17 protein-coding genes are annotated in these 15,241 nt (G+C 71.1%); 7 read left to right on the forward strand and 10 right to left on the reverse strand.

The genetic code is table 11. The features are described 5' to 3' along the window. The first annotated feature begins 12 nt into the window (after positions 1-12). The gene (locus tag MLE42_RS09880) at positions 13-759 is read left to right on the forward strand and encodes a YIP1 family protein (protein ID WP_243287715.1); all 747 of its coding nucleotides are present in this window, start codon (positions 13-15) and stop codon (positions 757-759) included. Here the strand turns inward: MLE42_RS09880 and MLE42_RS09885 are convergent. Together MLE42_RS09885 and MLE42_RS09890 are read right to left on the reverse strand one after the other, a co-directional pair. Beyond that, entirely contained in the window at positions 719-1,408 is a 690-nt protein-coding gene (locus MLE42_RS09885) for an enoyl-CoA hydratase/isomerase family protein (protein ID WP_243287716.1), read from the reverse strand. The two genes, MLE42_RS09880 and MLE42_RS09885, sit on opposite strands and share 41 nt — an antisense overlap. Beyond that, complete coding sequence (locus MLE42_RS09890; protein ID WP_243287717.1) at positions 1,405-2,286, reverse strand: tRNA (adenosine(37)-N6)-dimethylallyltransferase; 882 nt, start codon at positions 2,284-2,286, stop codon at positions 1,405-1,407. Before MLE42_RS09890 ends, MLE42_RS09885 begins: the two co-directional genes overlap by 4 nt. Positions 2,287-2,363: 77 nt before the next feature. Here MLE42_RS09890 and MLE42_RS09895 point away from each other — a divergent pair, with 77 nt between their 5' ends. Then, positions 2,364-2,759, forward strand: coding sequence for a hypothetical protein (locus MLE42_RS09895; RefSeq protein ID WP_243287718.1), 396 nt, complete (start codon positions 2,364-2,366; stop codon positions 2,757-2,759). A gap of 139 nt (positions 2,760-2,898) precedes the next feature. Here the strand turns inward: MLE42_RS09895 and MLE42_RS09900 are convergent, their stop codons facing one another. Together MLE42_RS09900 and MLE42_RS09905 are read right to left on the reverse strand one after the other, a co-directional pair. After that, the gene (locus tag MLE42_RS09900) at positions 2,899-3,234 is read right to left on the reverse strand and encodes a hypothetical protein (protein ID WP_243287719.1); all 336 of its coding nucleotides are present in this window, start codon (positions 3,232-3,234) and stop codon (positions 2,899-2,901) included. Next, a complete protein-coding gene (locus tag MLE42_RS09905; protein ID WP_243287720.1) occupies positions 3,231-4,016 on the reverse strand; it encodes an NRDE family protein in 786 nt (261 codons plus the stop codon). The genes MLE42_RS09900 and MLE42_RS09905 overlap by 4 nt, the downstream gene beginning before the upstream one ends. A 91-nt stretch (positions 4,017-4,107) precedes the next feature. On the opposite strand from MLE42_RS09905, the gene MLE42_RS09910 reads away from it, so the two are divergent. Then, complete coding sequence (locus MLE42_RS09910) at positions 4,108-4,824, forward strand: hypothetical protein (protein WP_243287721.1); 717 nt, start codon at positions 4,108-4,110, stop codon at positions 4,822-4,824. Between the two features lie 6 nt (positions 4,825-4,830). Here MLE42_RS09910 and purF read toward each other — a convergent pair whose 3' ends face one another. Both purF and MLE42_RS09920 read right to left on the reverse strand, forming a co-directional pair. Next, positions 4,831-6,201 (reverse strand): amidophosphoribosyltransferase, encoded by a 1,371-nt coding sequence (purF, locus tag MLE42_RS09915; protein ID WP_243287722.1) that lies wholly within the window; start codon positions 6,199-6,201, stop codon positions 4,831-4,833. 95 nt (positions 6,202-6,296) lie between these two features. Beyond that, positions 6,297-6,911 carry a hypothetical protein gene (locus tag MLE42_RS09920; protein ID WP_243287723.1) on the reverse strand — a complete coding sequence of 205 codons (615 nt, stop codon included), beginning with the start codon at positions 6,909-6,911 and terminating at the stop codon, positions 6,297-6,299. Positions 6,912-6,919: 8 nt separating this feature from the next. Between MLE42_RS09920 and MLE42_RS09925 the strand changes: the two genes are divergently transcribed. Beyond that, the gene (locus tag MLE42_RS09925) at positions 6,920-7,570 is read left to right on the forward strand and encodes an HAD family hydrolase (RefSeq protein ID WP_243287724.1); all 651 of its coding nucleotides are present in this window, start codon (positions 6,920-6,922) and stop codon (positions 7,568-7,570) included. A gap of 74 nt (positions 7,571-7,644) precedes the next feature. On the opposite strand, the gene MLE42_RS09930 is transcribed toward MLE42_RS09925, so the two are convergent. Beyond that, positions 7,645-8,190: a TlpA family protein disulfide reductase gene (locus MLE42_RS09930; RefSeq protein ID WP_243287725.1), complete on the reverse strand. Its 546-nt coding sequence runs from the start codon at positions 8,188-8,190 to the stop codon at positions 7,645-7,647. Between the two features lie 61 nt (positions 8,191-8,251). Here MLE42_RS09930 and MLE42_RS09935 point away from each other — a divergent pair, with 61 nt between their 5' ends. The 3 genes from MLE42_RS09935 (at position 8,252) to MLE42_RS09945 (ending at position 11,659) form a co-directional block, all read left to right on the forward strand. After that, positions 8,252-9,094, forward strand: a complete 843-nt coding sequence (locus MLE42_RS09935; protein ID WP_243287726.1) for a sulfurtransferase — start codon at positions 8,252-8,254, stop codon at positions 9,092-9,094. Positions 9,095-9,202: 108 nt separating this feature from the next. Then, the gene (locus tag MLE42_RS09940; protein WP_243287727.1) at positions 9,203-10,393 is read left to right on the forward strand and encodes an MDR family MFS transporter; all 1,191 of its coding nucleotides are present in this window, start codon (positions 9,203-9,205) and stop codon (positions 10,391-10,393) included. 42 nt (positions 10,394-10,435) lie between these two features. Beyond that, positions 10,436-11,659, forward strand: coding sequence for an ABC transporter permease (locus tag MLE42_RS09945; RefSeq protein WP_243287728.1), 1,224 nt, complete (start codon positions 10,436-10,438; stop codon positions 11,657-11,659). 6 nt (positions 11,660-11,665) lie between these two features. Here the strand turns inward: MLE42_RS09945 and MLE42_RS09950 are convergent, their stop codons facing one another. From MLE42_RS09950 to MLE42_RS09960, 3 genes are all read right to left on the reverse strand, one after another. Continuing rightward, entirely contained in the window at positions 11,666-13,303 is a 1,638-nt protein-coding gene (locus MLE42_RS09950) for an acyl-CoA synthetase (protein WP_243287729.1), read from the reverse strand. Positions 13,304-13,638: 335 nt separating this feature from the next. Next, entirely contained in the window at positions 13,639-14,649 is a 1,011-nt protein-coding gene (locus tag MLE42_RS09955; protein ID WP_243287730.1) for a zinc-dependent alcohol dehydrogenase family protein, read from the reverse strand. 142 nt (positions 14,650-14,791) lie between these two features. Beyond that, entirely contained in the window at positions 14,792-15,196 is a 405-nt protein-coding gene (locus MLE42_RS09960) for a hypothetical protein (protein ID WP_243287731.1), read from the reverse strand. Between the last annotated feature and the right edge of the window lie 45 nt (positions 15,197-15,241).

Genomic DNA, 15,241 nt, shown 5'->3' on the forward strand with positions numbered 1-15,241 from the left:
CCGGAGCGACGGATGAGCGACATCCCAGGCCCGATCGATCCCCTGCCACCGGCCACGCCGCTGGACGCGCCGCCTTCCCCTGACCCTGCCCCAACTCAGACTCCGGCCCCCCTCCGCCCCATCCCCTTCGAGGACCTCGAAGCCCTCCCCGGCTTCTGGGCCCGGGTGGGAGCCATGTTCCGCCTGGTCTTCAGCAACCCCATGGAGCTCTTCGACCGAGTCCCCACCACCGGCGGCCTCGGCGCACCGTGGCGATTCCTCCTCCTGATGTCCGTCCCCGTCTTCCTCGTCACGGCCCTGCTGTTCTTCCTCCTCGGCATGGGCATCATGGTCGCGGCCCTGGAAGAGGCCGGCAAACCCGAAGGCCGGGTCATCGCCGCCGCCATGCCCCTCGTCTTCGGCGCCCTGCTGCTGCTCATGCCCCTCTTCACCTTCCTGGGCATGGTGGTCTTCGGCGCCCTGAGCCACGCCTTCCTCTGGATGTGGGGCGGTCTCAAGCCCGGGGTGGGCGTAGGCCAGAGCATCCGCGCCTACGGCTACGCCTCGGCCTTCATCCAGCTCGGCGCCTGGATTCCCACCCTCGGCTTCCTGATCCAGATCGCCGGCCTGGTCGTGATCGGAATGGGCCTGGCACGGATGCACAAGACGGAGGCCTGGCGCGGGATCTGCGCCGTGCTGACGCCGCTCGTGCTCATCTGCTGCTGCGGCTTCATGCTCATCATGGCCGTCCCTGCGATCCTCGCGGCGGTGGGACGGTAGCCTCGAGCCAGGCCCGCACGGCCGGTCCCGCCGAGTCCGCCTCCAGCACCCGGTGGACCGCGCCCGCGGCCAGCGCCTCGGCCGCGCCCCAGGTCTCGAAATGCCGGAACAACCGGTCCGCGCCGTCGCGGCCCAGGATCTCCGGAAGGCGGACGGTGCCACCGAAGCCCGTGAGGATGCCGTGCTTCGCCGCCGGATGGGCCAGGCGGAGACCGCCCTTGCCCGTGACGGGATCGGCCGCCACGGCCCAGCGTTCCTGGCCATGCAGGGCCAGGTCGCAGCCGCCGCCCATAGCCACGCCGGAGATCAGCGTGAGGGTGCGCCAGCCGGGCCAGAGCAGGTGGTTCATCACGCGCTGGCCCCGGCGCGAGAAGGGCTCCGCCGACCTGGGGTCGAGGGCCCCCACCTCGTGCAGGTCCGCGCCCGCTGTGAAGTGGTGGCCCCGGCCCGTCATCCAGGCGGAGCCGCTGAGGGCCACCCGGCGCGCGCCGCCTCCCCGCAGCTCGATGAAGAGACGGTCCAGGGCCACCAGCAGATCGCTGTGGAGGCGGTTGAGGCCATCGCCGGAGCGCAGCCCGACCCAGGCCCAGTCCGCGCCGCGCAGCAGGTCCAGGGAGGTGCGCCCCTCGTGCCAGGCGGTCGGCCTCATGCCAGCCTCAGCCGGGCGAAGGCCGCCTCCAGGGGCTCGGCATCGGGATCCCACGCGGGCGCTCCGGGCAGCTGGTTGCGGAACCAGGTGGCCTGCCGCTTGGCGTAGGCCTGGGTCTCTTGCACCACGGCGGCCTGCAGGGCCGCGGGATCGCCCCCGGCCATCCAGGCCGCATAGCCCAAGGGCCTCAGGGCCTCGAGGTCGCCCCCATGGCCCCCGGCCACCAGGTCCGCCACCTCCCGCGGCCAGCCCGCGGCCACCTGGGCGGCCACCCGCGCGGCGATGCGCTCCCGCTGACGCTCGCGGCCAGGCGCGACCACCAGCACCCGCCAGCCTGCGGGAATGCCCCTGTCCGGGGCGGACAGGAAGCTCGAGGGAGCCCGGCCGGAAGCGAGATGGAGGGCCAGGGCGCGCTGGACACGGGCGCTGTCGTTGGGATGGAGGGCCGCGGCCCGGGCCGGGTCCACCGCCGCCAGGAAGCGGTGCAGCGCGGGCGTGCCGAGGGTCGCGCCCCAGCGCCGCACGCGATCCACCAGGACGGCCGGCACGTCCGGCAGGGCGCTGAGCTGGTCCCAGATGCCCCGCAGGTACAGACCGGAACCCGTCACCAGCACCGGCTCGCGGCAGGCCGAGAGCCGTCCCCGCACCCAGGCGCCGAAGGCCGTGGGGTTGGGACGGGTCGAGAGGGGCAGCTCCCCGTAGCCCAGGTGGGGCACTCCGGCCCGCTCCGCCTCATCCGGCTGCCCGGTGCCGATGGCGAGGCCGGCGATGGCCTGGTACGGGTCCCCGTTCACCACGGTGCCGCCGGTGCGCCGGGCCACGGCCACGGCCACGGCGGACTTGCCGGAGGCCGTGGGTCCGAGGATCGCGATGGGCATGGGTTGAAGCTATCAGCTATCAGCTGTCAGCTGCCAACCCCTGGGAACCTTCGGAGCCCACGGCTCACACCAAGGCCATGCGCCACCTGGTCTGCCTCTGCCTCGCCTCCAGCCTCCTGGCCGGGGGGAAGCCTGCCTCTGAGGTGCCCGAGCCCGGAAAGAACCGGGCCTTCCTGTCGCGGATCACGGGTGACAGCGAGGGCGGGGCCCGGCCCTGGCATACCTACAAGGCCCCTCCGGAATCGGCCTCCGCCGTGGTGGAGGTCATCGGCGAGCTCACCCGGGAGGAGCTCCGCCAGGTCGCCTTCCAGGAGTTCATCGTCTGGTTCCGGGAGGACCTCCGCCGCTTCCTGAAAGCCCACGGCGGCGTCCTGCCCGAGCCCACCAGCCTGGCCTCCGCCACCCTGCCCGTGGACCGGTTCGGCGGCAACCCCGTGCCCCGGAACGTGCCTTTGGGGCGTGTGGGCTTCTGATCGCCCGTCCCTCCAAAAGCGGAACGCGAAGCGCGCGAAGCCGCCTACGGCAGAGCGAAGGGCTTCCCCATTCACATCTCTATTCGCGCCCTTCGCCTCATTTGGCGCCCTTCGCCTTCTTCATTTCTGTTCGGGCTGCCTACTCCATCAGCCGCGGCAGCAGCAGGGCGGCCTGGTCGCGAGCCAGGCGGGCGGCCTCCAGGGCGTTGCGGGCCGCGTCTTCGGGGGACTGGTGGGGCGTGAGCAGGGCCTCGAGCTGGCCCCGGAGACGGGCGGTCTCCCCATCCGGATCGGGGAGGTGTCGCTGGGCCGCCGTCTCGAAGACCGCCAGGAAGCACTGGATGGCATCGCAGGCCGCCGAGACGATGGCCCCGCTGTGCCGGCGGTCGATGTCCAGGGCAAGGGCCGCGGCCAGGAAGCGCAGGCCGTCCTCGAAGCGGTCCTGGGAGGGGTTCGAGGGCCCAGATCCGCTCATGCCGGGCCGCCTGCGGGGGGCATGGCCCAGCGGGTATCCGTGCGCCCGGCAAGCTGGCCTGCGGGATCGAAGCGCCATTCCGTGAACCGCACCGCGCCATCCCTTCCCAGGGTGGTGATCGTCGTGCAGCGGGTTCCATAGGCCGGATCGACGATGAAGGCCGGCGACAGCCGGCGCTCCAGCTCCAGGCCCACGCCCGTGTCCGGCAGGTCGGCGTCGGCGGCGAGCGCCCGGTCCGCCAGCGCGGCCAGGAGGGGCGTCTCGTCGCCATCCCCGGAGGCCACCCAGGCCCCCATGGCCCGCCGGAGCTTCTCGGTCTTGGGCCAGGGCGTGTCCAGATCCGCGTTGGAGACCACATGCACCCCCGGCGGCACCTCCCGGGAGAGGAACCGCGGATGGTTGTTCAGGTAGCGCAGGTCCCTCCCGTCCCAGAGCAGCAGGTTGAACCCCGCGAAGGCCATGGCCCGCTCCCGGAGTTCGTCGGCGAACACCCGGGCCGGTTGCCGGCCGCGCACGAACGAGGCCACCAGACCGCCCCGGGATGGGGCGGACGGGTCCGGGACGACCCGGCGCCGCACGTTGGTGACGCAGGCCAGGCGGCCCTCCCTCGACAGGGCCAGCCAGCTGCCGCCCTGGGACAGGTCGCGGCCCCCGAACACCTCGGGGGCGTCCTCCCAGGCCGCGGCGGGCGCCGTGGGGCGCGCATGGTACTCGTCGCGGTTGGCGGCGATGACGAGTTCGAAGTCCGGGTGGGCGCGGTAGGCGAGCGCGATGAGGCACATGGCTCCCCATCATAGGCCCCATGCCCCCGGCTCAGCCCATGGCTCAACCCGGGGGGGAGTTCCCCGTAGTCCTCCCATCCGAGGTGACCCCATGCGTCCTGGCCTGCCCCTGCCCATGGCCCTGGCCTTGCTGCTCTGCGGCGCCCTGCTCCGAGCCGACGGTCTCTCGGACCTGAAGGCCGCGCTCAAGGGCCTGCCGGCTCCGTCGAAGGTCAAGGTGAAGGTGGAGGCGGAGAGCCTCGAGCGGGAGTCCGGGAAGGACAGCACGGAGCGCCGGACCACCGTGGTGGAGGATGGATCGGAGGGGATGCGGATCCTGGAGGACAGTCGCGCCGCGGCCGCCCCGGCGAAGGCGAAGGGGAGCACCCGGGCCCCGGGGGCGGCGAAGAAGGGCTCCGGCGAGTTCCACGACGAGCTGCGCCCTGCCGAGGGCCTGCTGGAGCAGCTGGAGAAGGCCCGGCTGCTGGAGGAGAAGGCCGAGGCCTACGAGGGCCGGCCCGCCCGCCGACTGCGGCTGGCCATGGACATGGACCTGGATGCCGAGGCCCGCAGCCACATGAAGAAGGCCGACTACGAGGCCACGGTCTGGATCGGGCCCGACGGCCTGCCCCTGGCCATGGATCACCGCATCGAGGTCCGGGCGCGGGTGCTGCTCCTCGCCAGCGTCTGGACGAAGATCGACATCCGGCGCCGCTTCCAGCGCGCCCAGAACCGGCTGCTGGTGCTCGACGAGCACGCGGACGTCCAGGGCTCGGCCCTGGGGAAGTCCTTCAGCGCGAAGGAGACGACCCGCTGCACCGTGCTGTGAGCGAGGTTACGGCTTGGCTTCCGGGACCACCGGATAGTCACCCGTGAAGCAGGCGTAGCAGTACCCGTGGCCGTCATCGCCCATGCAGGATTCCAGGTCCTTCAGGTCCAGGTAGCCGAGGCTGTCGGCTTCCACGAAGCCCTCGATCTCCTTCAGCGACATGTACGACGCGATGAGGTGCTGCCGCTTGGGCGTGTCGATGCCGTAGAAGCAGGAGTGCGTCGTGGGCGGGCAGGCGATGCGCATGTGCACTTCCTTGGCGCCGGCCTCGCGGACCATCTGCACGATCTTCTTGCTGGTGGTGCCGCGCACGATGCTGTCGTCCACCAGCACCACCCGCTTGCCCGCCAGCAGGTGCCGGACGGGGTTCAGCTTCACCTTCACCCCGAAGCTGCGGATGGTCTGCTTGGGCTCGATGAAGGTGCGGCCCACGTAGTGGTTGCGGATGATGCCGAAGTCGAAGGGGATGCCGGACTGCTCGGAGTAGCCCAGGGCCGCGCTCACGCCGCTGTCGGGCACGGGCACGATGAGATCCGCCTCCACGGGATGGCGCAGGGCCAGGAGCCGCCCCATCTCGCGGCGGGCCACCATGACGCTCTTCCCGTACACCAGGGAATCGGGCCGGGCGAAGTAGATGTGCTCGAAGACGCAGGGCTTCGGCTGGACCTTGGGCAGGGGGAAGACGGAGCGGAGCGTGCTGCCGTCCCGGGGCACCACCACCATCTCGCCGGGGGCCACGTCGCGGATGTAGGCCGCGCCCACCAGGTCGAAGGCGCAGGTCTCCGAGCTGAACACGGTGGTGCCGTTCATGTGGCCCATGGCCAGGGGCCGGAATCCATGCGGATCCCGGGCCGCGATGAGGGTGTGGTCCGTGAGGATGAGCAGGGAGTACGCCCCCTCGGCCTGCCGGAGGGCCGAGACCACGGCGTCCTCGAGGGTGTCCGCCTGGGCCCGGTTGATGAGGGCCAGCAGCACCTCGGAATCCGAGGGGCTGGTGAAGGTGTGGCCGTCCGCGATCAGGGCGGCGCGCAGGGTCTCGGTGTTGGTCAGGTTCCCGTTGTGGCAGAGGGCCACCTGGCCGAAGCGGCCGTGGATGAGGAAGGGATGGGCCGCGGAGGCCACGTTGCCGCCGGTGGTGGAGTAGCGCGTGTGGCCGATGGCCGCGTCGCCGGGCAGGGCATCCAGGACCGCTTCGGAGAACACGTCCGCCACGTAGCCCAGGGCCTTGTGCAGGTGCAGCCCTTCGGCGTCGCCGGAGCAGATGCCGGCCGCCTCCTGGCCCCGGTGCTGCAGGGCGTAGAGGCCCAGATAGGTCTGCCGCGAGGCTTCCGTCTGGGGACAGATCCCGAATACCCCGCACTCGTCCCTGAACGGCATGACCCCTCCGAGCCTTCCAGATTAAACCCTGGGGGCCCGAACACCCAGATCGGATGCCGAAGACCACGGTCCTCAGAGGGATGCGTCCACCCCGGTCAGCGGACCGTGCTGCCGTCCTCGGGGTCCTGGCGGGCCTCCTGGGCCCAGCTCCTCAGGGTGCTGAGCAGCACGGTCCCGGCCTCGGCGGGGGCCAGGGAACCGGAGCCGTCCAGGCTCTCCAGGTGCAGCTCGATCCGGGCCAGGTCGCCCTGCTCGAAGCGGGCGCTGAGGTCGCAGAGGGCCAGCAGGCCCGGCGCCACCTCCACCAGGACCGTGGAGGCATGCAGCCCCTTGGGCATCTCCAGGCTCCAGACCGGCACGCTCCGGGGACCGAACCGCAGGGCGATGGGCTCCGCGTGGGTCTGCGGCGAGGGGCCCGCGAGATAGAGCAGGCGCTCGGCGCGCCCCAGCAGGAGGGCCTGGGAGTACGGCGTGCCCTGGCCGCGGTCCGCCTCCAGGCGCCAGCCCCCCATGCGGGGCTTCTTCACGCGGTTGTGGCTGGTGGTGCCCTCGGTGGCCACGAGGCGGAACCGCGTCTCCAGCGGCGCGGTCTCGCCGCGCAGCCACATCTGCATGCGGTACCGGAGGCCTTCCTGTGCCGTCGCGGGAAGGGAGAGAGCCAGAAGGAGCGCCAATCGGATCAAGGAACCACCATCCTCACCTTCGAGCATGCCATCTCATGCGATCCTGGGCCATGCCGCTCTGCTTCGACCTCGACGGAACCCTGGGCCACTTCAGTTCCGGATTCGTGCTGCTGAGGGAGGCCCTGGGCGATCTCTGGGGCGCGCCGCCCACCGCGGAGGACCTGGGCCGCTGCTCGGGCTCCACGGACTGGGAGATCGTGGACGAGCTGCACCGGATGCGCTTCGGCCGGGGACTGGACGAAGCCGGATACGAGGCCTACCAGGCCGCCTGCGTGGGCCGCTTCCGGGCGGCCTTCGCACCCGGCGGACGGGAGGCCGTGGCCTATGGCGGCATCCTCGCCGCTTTGCACCGCCTGGCGGAGCGCCACTCCGTCTGGGTGGTCTCTGGGAACGCCCCGGATCTGCTGGCCTTCAAGGCTGACACCCTGGGCATCGACCCGGCCATCCCCCGCCTGGGCTCCCTGCCCCGCCACGACCGCACGGACCTGCTGCGGCGGGCCCTCCAGGGCTGCCCCGGCCCCCACCTCTACGTGGGGGACCGTCCCCACGACCTGGCGGCCGCCCAAGCCGCGGGTTTGCCCTTCCTGGGCGTGGGGCCCGCCGTTCCCGGGGACCACGTCAGCCTTTCTCCGGATGCCGCGCTCGAGCAGGTCATCGCGTCCGTGACCGGGCAGATGAGGACCTGAAGCCCGAGGCCTCACCGGGCGCGGGCCGGGCATGGACCGGGCGCGACACTTCCTCGGCTCAGCGGGCCGCCACGTCAGTGGCCCTGCAGGGCCTCGTCCAGCGCCCGCTTTGCCATGCCTTCGCCGTAGCCCACCCAGCGCTTCACCACCCGGCCCTCACGGTCGATGAGGAAGGTGGTCGGAATGCCGCGAATCTCGCCCAGGGGTTCCAGCCCCCCCTTCCCGTCGGGCACGTAGGCCTTGAGCCCCAGCTGGGGATTCTTCGCGAGGAAGGGCGTCACGTCGGCCCAGCCGCGCCGGTCCACCGAGATGGGCAGGACCACGTAGCGGTCGCCGCCGGCCTTCTGGAGTTCCGCCACCTCCGGCAGGGACTTGCGGCAGGGCGGGCACCAGGTGGCCCACACGTCCACCAGCACCACCTTGCCCTTGTACTCGGCCACGGTGTGTCGCACTCCATCGGCGTCGAGGAAGGCCACCCGGCTCACGTCCGTGCCCGCGGGCGCCCCCTCCCCGCGGAGGGTCCGGAAGCCCATCACCCCCGCCAGCAGCAGGCCGCCACCCACCAGGGCCACCGCGGCGGCCGTGCGCCAGCGCGATTCGGGGACGTAGGCATCGGACATGGGAGCTCCCGCCATCAAGTCTTCAGGGTACTGTCCCGCCCCGGGACTTCATACTGGTTCGATGCCGCTGATCTCCGCTTCCGACCTCCGCGACCGCTTCGCTTCGATCCGCCTCCTGGACGCCCGCCAGGATCCCGCCGGCTACGCGGCCGGCCATCTGCCTGGAGCCTTCCACGCGGACCTGAACCGCCACCTCAGCGCGGCCTGCGACCCGGGCCACGACCCGGCCCGGGGCGGGCGCCATCCCCTGCCGCCTCTGGCACGCTTCGCCGCCCAGCTCGGGGCCTGGGGCATCGGACCGGACACCGAGGTAGTGGCCTACGACGCCGCGGGCGGAAGCAACGCCGCGGCGAGGCTCTGGTGGATGCTGCGGGCGCTGGGCCATGAGCGGGTCGCCGTCCTGGACGGGGGCTTGCCCGCGGCCCTGGAGGCCGGCTTGGCATTGACTGCCGACATTCCCGCCGCGAGCACCCTTCCGCCCCATCCTGCGGACCGCTGGCGCCTGCCCCTGGTGGACGCGGAGACGGTGGAGGCGATCCGCCGCGACCCCGCGCGGAAGCTGATGGACGCCCGCTCCCCCGAGCGCTGGCGCGGCGAGAACGAAACCCTCGATCCCGTCCCCGGCCACATCCCCGGCTCCGTGAACCTCTACTGGGCCGACAACCTGGGTCCCGACGGCCGCTTCAAGGCCCCGGAAACCCTGCGGGCCCAGTACGAGGCGGCCCTGGGCGGCGTGTCTCCCGAGCGCCTGGCCGTCCACTGCGGCAGTGGCGTCACCGCCTGCCACAACCTGCTGGCCATGGCGGTGGCCGGCCTCCCCGGCGCGGCCCTCTACGTGGGGAGCTGGAGCGAGTGGTGCCGGTCACCCAGGGAGAAAAGCGGATCCGCGAAGGACACGAAGTAAAGAAGGCATGGCCACGAAGAAAGGCCGACGCCACGTGCTCCACCTGCCCCGATCTCCTTCGTATTCTTGATTCATGTCTTGGTGCCCTTCGTGGAGATCCTTAAATCTATGAACCCCTGGCGCGGCCTCCGAGGCCTCCCCCGCGAAGTCTGGCTGGTCTGCGCCAGCACCCTGGTGAACCGGCTGGGCACCATGGCCCTGCCCTTCCTGGTGCTCTACCTCACGGAAGCCCGCCGCTGGACGCCGGAGCAGGCGGCCTTCGGCATGATGGTCTATGGCACCGGAGCGCTGACGGCGGGCCCCTTCGCGGGCCGGCTGGCGGACCGGCTGGGCCACGTCCGAGTGCTGAAGGCCAGCCTCTGGATCTCCGGCGCGCTGATGCTGGTGCTGCCCTTCGCCAATGCGAGGCCCCTGCTCTTCGTGCTCATCTTCCTCTGGGCCGCCTTCACCCAGGCCTTCTGGCCCAGCGCCATGGCCCTGCTGGCGGACCTCGCCGCGCCGGAGCAGCGCAAGGCGGTCTACGCCCTGCATCGGCTTTCGGTGAACCTGGGCATGGCCGTGGGCCCGGCCCTTGGGGGCGTCATCGCCCACCACAGCTACACCTGGGTGTTCTGGACCGATGGCCTCAGCACCCTGGCCGGTGCCGTGCTGCTGGGCCTGCTGCTCACCTCGGCCCCGCGCCCCGCCGCTCCCCATGGCCATGCGCCGGGCGCGAGCCCCTGGCGGGACCGCCGCCTGGCCTTCCTGCTGCTGCCCTTCATCCCCATGCTGATGGTGTTCTTCCAGATCGAGGGCACGCTGCCGCTCTGGGTGGTGCGCGACCTGGGCCTGGGCAGCCGCTTCTACGGCCTGCTGTTCACGGTGAACACCCTGCTCATCGTGGCCCTGGAGGTGGCCCTCAACCTGGCCATGGCCCGCTGGCCCCATGGGCGGCAGCTCTTCCTGGGCTCGCTGTTCCTCGCCTTCGGCTTCGGCCTCACGGCCTGGGCCACGGGGCACATCATGCTGATCCTCACCACGATGATCTGGACCTTCGGCGAGATGACGCTCTTCCCGGCCATGAGCGATGCCGTGGCCACCCTGGCCCCGCCGGACCGGCGGGGCGAGTACATGGGCCTGCTCTCGCTCTGCTTCGCCGTGGGCCTGGCCCTGGGCCCCTGGCTGGGCGTGCTGGCCTACGCCAAGGCCGGGCCGCGGGCCCTGTGGATCGCCACCTTCGGCATCTCGCTCGCCGCCGGCCTGATGCTGGCGAGGTTCCGGACGCCGGCGGCCCAGAAGGTGGCTGGACCGACCGGCTAGAATGGTCTCCAGCGGGAAGACAGCGGGATTCGGGAGGCGCCCATGGGGGTTCTCGAATTGGTCAAGGAAGCCCTGGTAGCCACTGCGCGGAACAAGCTCCGGGCCATCCTGACCATGCTCGGGATCATCATCGGCGTGGGCGCCGTCATCGCGATGATCGGCATCGGCGAGGGGTCCAAGCGGGCCTCCGTCGCGATCATCCGGAACATGGGTTCCAACATGCTGACCATCTTCCCGGGAGTCCCCGGAACCCACACCCACCATGGACCGCAGGCCATGGGCAGCGGCGAGATCCTCAAGGACGACGATGCCGCGCTGATCCAGACGGAGCTGCAGGACTCCAGCGTGCGGGCCGCGACGCCCCAGGTCCAGACCACGCGGCCGGTGATCTACCAGAACGCCACCTTCATCACCCATGTCCAGGGGACCGGGCCCGAATTCCAGACCATCCGAGCCTGGGAACTGGAGGCCGGGCGCTTCTTCACCGAGGGCGAGGTGAGGGGCCAGGCCCTGGTCTGCGTCATCGGCCAGACCGTCAAGGCCACCCTCTTCCCGTACGGGGATGATCCGCTGGGGCAGACCATCCGCATCGGCACGCTCCCCTTCCAGGTCGTCGGGCTGCTGGAGCGCAAGGGCGCCGGCATGTGGGGCGACCAGGACGACCTCGTCGTGGCCCCCTACACGACCGTGATGCGCAAGGTCATGGGGCGGACCACCATCCAGCGGATCGTGGTCAGCGCGCACGAGGGCGAGACCGGCCTCGCCGAGGCGGAGATCACCGCCCTGCTCCGGCAGCACCTGAAGGTGCCCCTCAGCCAAGTGACGCCCTTCAACATCCGGAAGCAGGATGAGATGGTCCAGGCCATGGAGCGGCAGGCGGGCATCCTGACGGCCCTTCTCGCGGTCGCCGCGAGCATCTCCCTGGTGGTCGGAGGCATCGGCATCTCGAACATCATGCTGGTGAGCGTGACCGAGCGGACCCGGGAGATCGGCATGCGACGGGCCGTGGGCGCCACACGACGGGCCATCCTCTGGCAGTTCCTCTCTGAAACCGTGGCTCTCGCGGGGCTTGGCGGCATCCTCGGCGTCGCGCTGGCATTCATGGCCATCGCCCTCCTGGCCCGCATGCAGGTCCCGGCGGTCACGGAGGGATGGGCCATCCTGCTGGGCCTGGGCTTCAGTGCCGGGGTCGGCCTTGTGGCCGGCCTGCTGCCCGCGCTGAAAGCCGCCCGCCTGGACGTGATCGATGCGCTGAGATATGAGTGACCGGGGCTAACTGAGGGCGTCTGTGGACTTCATGCGCTGGCGCAGGACGTACTTCTGGATCTTGCCCGTGGAGGTCTTGGGGATGGATCCGAACACCACCATGGGCGGCACCTTGAAGCGCGCCAGGTGCGTCCGGCAGTGGGCGATGATGTCCTCCTCCTTCGCCGTGGCGCCCTCCTTCAGCTCCACGAAGGCGCAGGGCACCTCGCCCCACTTGGGATCGGGCTTGGCCACGATGGCGGCCACCAGCACGTCGGGATGGCGGTAGAGCACGTCCTCCACCTCCAGCGAGGAGATGTTCTCGCCGCCGGAGATGATGATGTCCTTGCTGCGGTCCTTGATCTTCACGTAGCCGTCGGGCTCCAGCACGGCCAGGTCCCCGGTGTGGAACCAGCCGCCGGCGAAGGCCTCCTCGGTGGCCGCGGGGTTCTTGAGGTAGCCCTTCATGACGATGTTGCCGCGGAACATGATCTCGCCCATGGTCTGGCCGTCGGCGGGCACGGGCTGCATGGTGGCCGGGTCCATCACGGTCATGGCCTCCTGGAGAAGGTAGGGGATGCCCTGGCGACCGTTCAGGCGGGCGCGCTCCCCGAGGGGCAGCTCGGCCCACTCCTCCCGCTTCACGCAGACCCCCGCGGGACCGTAGGTCTCCGTGAGGCCGTAGACATGGGTGATGCTGACGCCCAGCTTCTCCATCCCTTCGATGATGGCGGCCGGCGGCGCGGCCCCGGCCACGGCGGCGGACACTGGGTGGCCCAGCCCTTCGGGGATGAGGTGGGCAGCGTTGATGAGCATGCCGAGGACCACCGGGGCGCCGCAGAAGTGGGTCACGCCGTGGCGCTGGATCAGCTCGAAGATGGCCTTGGGATCCACCTGGCGCAGGCAGACATTGACGCCGGAGAGGGCGGCCACGGTCCAGGGGAAGCACCAGCCGTTGCAGTGGAACATGGGCAGGGTCCAGAGGTAGACCGCGTGCGGCGGCATGTTCCAGCTGAGGACGTTGGCCACCGCGTTGAGGTAGGCGCCCCGGTGGTGGTAGACCACGCCCTTGGGGTTCCCCGTGGTGCCCGAGGTGTAGTTGAGGGAGATGGCGTCCCACTCGTCTGCCGGCAGCTGCCAGGCGAAGTCCGGATCACCCTCCCGGAGGAACTGCTCGTACTCGATGGAACCCAGCAGGTCGCCCTTGGCGGCGGGGTCATCCACGTCCACCACCAGGATCTCCTGGTCCTCCAGCAGCTCCAGGGCGCGGCGGATGGTGGGGGCGAAATCCCGGTCCGTGAGCAGCACCTTGGCCTCGCCGTGCTTGAGCATGAAAGCGATGGACTCCGCGTCCAGGCGGGTGTTGAGGGTGTTGAGCACCGCCCCGGCCATGGGCACGCCGAAGTGGGCCTCGAACATGGCGGGCACGTTGGGCAGCATGGCCGCCACGGTGTCCCCGGGCTTCACCCCGCGGCGGACCAGGGCCGAAGCCAGGCGGCGGCAGCGGGCGTAGGTCTCGGACCAGGTGATGGCCCGGTCGCCGTGGACGATGGCCTTCTTGCGCGGGAAGACCATGGCGGCGCGCTCCATGAAGGTGAGCGGCGACAGCTGGACGTGGTTGGCCTGGTTCTTGTCTAGACCCGTGGCGAAGGGACTGCGGCCCATGGACATCCTCCCGGAGGTCAGATCGTGGTGATGGTTGTGGGGAGATCTTTTCCCAGGCTACTCCCGGGCCCGGGTCCCCACAGCGCCATCGGTCACAACTCCGGGCCGCCACGGACCCGCCGTTCCGGCTGGACCGGGAGAGGGCGGCCCAGAGGACGAGGTGGCCGCCCGCGGAAAGTCCCGTGCCACATCCGCATCAGCGGAAGGGGCCCGTCTGAGGCCGGCAGCCACAGGTCGGCCACCTGGTCCGGGTGGGCCCCGTAGGCCAACGTACGCCCGGGAGACGGGCGTCCCTGCGCGGGTTCGGACATGGGGTTCCCCTGGGAGCGGACCGGCTACAGGTCGATGACCACCTTCCCGAAGTGGCGGCCGGACCGCAAGTGCTCGTAGGCCTCCCGGGTCTGGGCGAAGGGGAAGGCCCGGTCGATCACGGGCCGGACACCCGTGGCGGAGAGGAAGCGGCCGAGATCCTCCGACATGGCCCGGTTGCCCACGAAGATGCCGGCGAGGCGCTTCGCGCCGCCGATCACGGCGAAGGGGTCGAAGGCGCCGGCCCAGCCGCTGAGGCCGCCGATGATGGCCACGGTGCCGCCCATGCGCGTGCTGGCCATAGAACGCTCGAAGGTCCCGAGACCCCCCACCTCCAGCGCCAGGTCGACGCCCTCCCCGCCGGTGAGGCGCCGCACCTCGTCCTGCCACTCCGGGATCTCGCGGTAGTTGAGGGTTTCGTGGGCGCCGAGGGCGCGGGCCCGCTCCAGCTTGGCGTCGCTCGACGAGGTGAGGATGGTGCGCAGGCCGGCGGCGCTGGCGATCTGCAGGGCCCAGATGGAGACGCCGCCCGTGCCCAGCAGAAGCACGCTGTCCCCGGCCTTCAGGCGTCCTTCCACGAAGAGGCTGTTCCAGGCCGTGACGCCGGCGCAGGGGATGGATGCCGCCTCGCGGAAATCCAGGTGGGCGGGCACTTCCACAAGGGCCTCTTCGTGGAAGAGCGCCGCTTCGGCCAGGACGCCGTCCGCCACGGCTCCCAGGGCGCCGGCGGTGTTGGCCGGAGTGGGTCGCCCGTGGATCCACCGCGGGAAGAAGGTGCTGGCCACGCGGTCGCCCACTCGGAAGCGGGTGACGCCTGGGCCCACCGCCACCACCTCGCCGGCGGCGTCCGAGGCCGGCACCACCGGCGCGGGCGAGGCGCTCAGGTAGGTCCCGTCGGCGATCATGAGGTCACGGTAGTTCAGGGCCACGGCGCGGATGCGCACCCTCACCTGGTTCGGACCCGGCGCCGCAAGCTCCCGCTCGACCAGCTCCAGGCTGGTGATCCCGCGGCCTGACGTGATTTGGTAGGTCTTCATGGCTGCTCCTCCACGCTCCTCCCGCGTCCGGCGGGGACGACCCACCATGGGATCGGGCAGGCGGAAGCGGAAGGAGGCACTCTCGCGAGCGGTAGGCACCCCCGGGTGAGGCATGCGCAGGGCGCGGCCCACAGGGCCGCGTTCAATCGCGGACCAGGTCGCGCCGGTCCACCAGGCGGAAGACCTCGCCCTTCCAGCGGACCGCCTCGGGTTCGACCTGGAGGCTGGCCGGCGCGATGCGCTCCACCTTCGCCTTGCCCCTCTCCTTCGGGTAGAGGAAGACCTGTTCGATCTCCCGGAACTCCTCCCGCCCCTCCGGAAACATCACGTACCGCACCAACCACTGGGCCTCGCCCGCATAGACCTCGTAGCCGTAGTGGCGGCAATCCGGGTCGGCCAGGGCGTGCGAGTCCAGCCGCACCCAATCCGGGGGCGCGGGTTCCCCTCGGTACGCGGGGATGGTCCCGGAGAGGTGGACCCCGGCCGGCTCCAGGGGCGGAGCGGCCTGCGCGGAAGCCAGGAGGCAGGTCAGGAGGAGCTCGAGCATGGGAAGGCCTCGTCGAGGGATGTGAAATTCCCGTCTCAGAGGCCT

Origin of the sequence: Geothrix terrae, from assembly GCF_022808775.1 — a bacterium.
Classification (GTDB): Bacteria; Acidobacteriota; Holophagae; order Holophagales; family Holophagaceae; genus Geothrix; species Geothrix terrae.

What these genes read in the sequence shown, in the direction of transcription:
- MLE42_RS09880 (WP_243287715.1), top strand. Translation starts at nt 13, where the DNA reads ATGAGCGACATCCCAGGCCCGATCGATCCCCTGCCACCGGCCACGCCG.
- MLE42_RS09885 (WP_243287716.1), bottom strand. Translation starts at nt 1,408, where the DNA reads ATGAGGCCGACCGCCTGGCACGAGGGGCGCACCTCCCTGGACCTGCTG.
- MLE42_RS09890 (WP_243287717.1), bottom strand. Translation starts at nt 2,286, where the DNA reads ATGCCCATCGCGATCCTCGGACCCACGGCCTCCGGCAAGTCCGCCGTG.
- MLE42_RS09895 (WP_243287718.1), top strand. Translation starts at nt 2,364, where the DNA reads ATGCGCCACCTGGTCTGCCTCTGCCTCGCCTCCAGCCTCCTGGCCGGG.
- MLE42_RS09900 (WP_243287719.1), bottom strand. Translation starts at nt 3,234, where the DNA reads ATGAGCGGATCTGGGCCCTCGAACCCCTCCCAGGACCGCTTCGAGGAC.
- MLE42_RS09905 (WP_243287720.1), bottom strand. Translation starts at nt 4,016, where the DNA reads ATGTGCCTCATCGCGCTCGCCTACCGCGCCCACCCGGACTTCGAACTC.
- MLE42_RS09910 (WP_243287721.1), top strand. Translation starts at nt 4,108, where the DNA reads ATGCGTCCTGGCCTGCCCCTGCCCATGGCCCTGGCCTTGCTGCTCTGC.
- purF (WP_243287722.1), bottom strand. Translation starts at nt 6,201, where the DNA reads ATGCCGTTCAGGGACGAGTGCGGGGTATTCGGGATCTGTCCCCAGACG.
- MLE42_RS09920 (WP_243287723.1), bottom strand. Translation starts at nt 6,911, where the DNA reads ATGCTCGAAGGTGAGGATGGTGGTTCCTTGATCCGATTGGCGCTCCTT.
- MLE42_RS09925 (WP_243287724.1), top strand. Translation starts at nt 6,920, where the DNA reads ATGCGATCCTGGGCCATGCCGCTCTGCTTCGACCTCGACGGAACCCTG.
- MLE42_RS09930 (WP_243287725.1), bottom strand. Translation starts at nt 8,190, where the DNA reads ATGTCCGATGCCTACGTCCCCGAATCGCGCTGGCGCACGGCCGCCGCG.
- MLE42_RS09935 (WP_243287726.1), top strand. Translation starts at nt 8,252, where the DNA reads ATGCCGCTGATCTCCGCTTCCGACCTCCGCGACCGCTTCGCTTCGATC.
- MLE42_RS09940 (WP_243287727.1), top strand. Translation starts at nt 9,203, where the DNA reads ATGAACCCCTGGCGCGGCCTCCGAGGCCTCCCCCGCGAAGTCTGGCTG.
- MLE42_RS09945 (WP_243287728.1), top strand. Translation starts at nt 10,436, where the DNA reads ATGGGGGTTCTCGAATTGGTCAAGGAAGCCCTGGTAGCCACTGCGCGG.
- MLE42_RS09950 (WP_243287729.1), bottom strand. Translation starts at nt 13,303, where the DNA reads ATGGGCCGCAGTCCCTTCGCCACGGGTCTAGACAAGAACCAGGCCAAC.
- MLE42_RS09955 (WP_243287730.1), bottom strand. Translation starts at nt 14,649, where the DNA reads ATGAAGACCTACCAAATCACGTCAGGCCGCGGGATCACCAGCCTGGAG.
- MLE42_RS09960 (WP_243287731.1), bottom strand. Translation starts at nt 15,196, where the DNA reads ATGCTCGAGCTCCTCCTGACCTGCCTCCTGGCTTCCGCGCAGGCCGCT.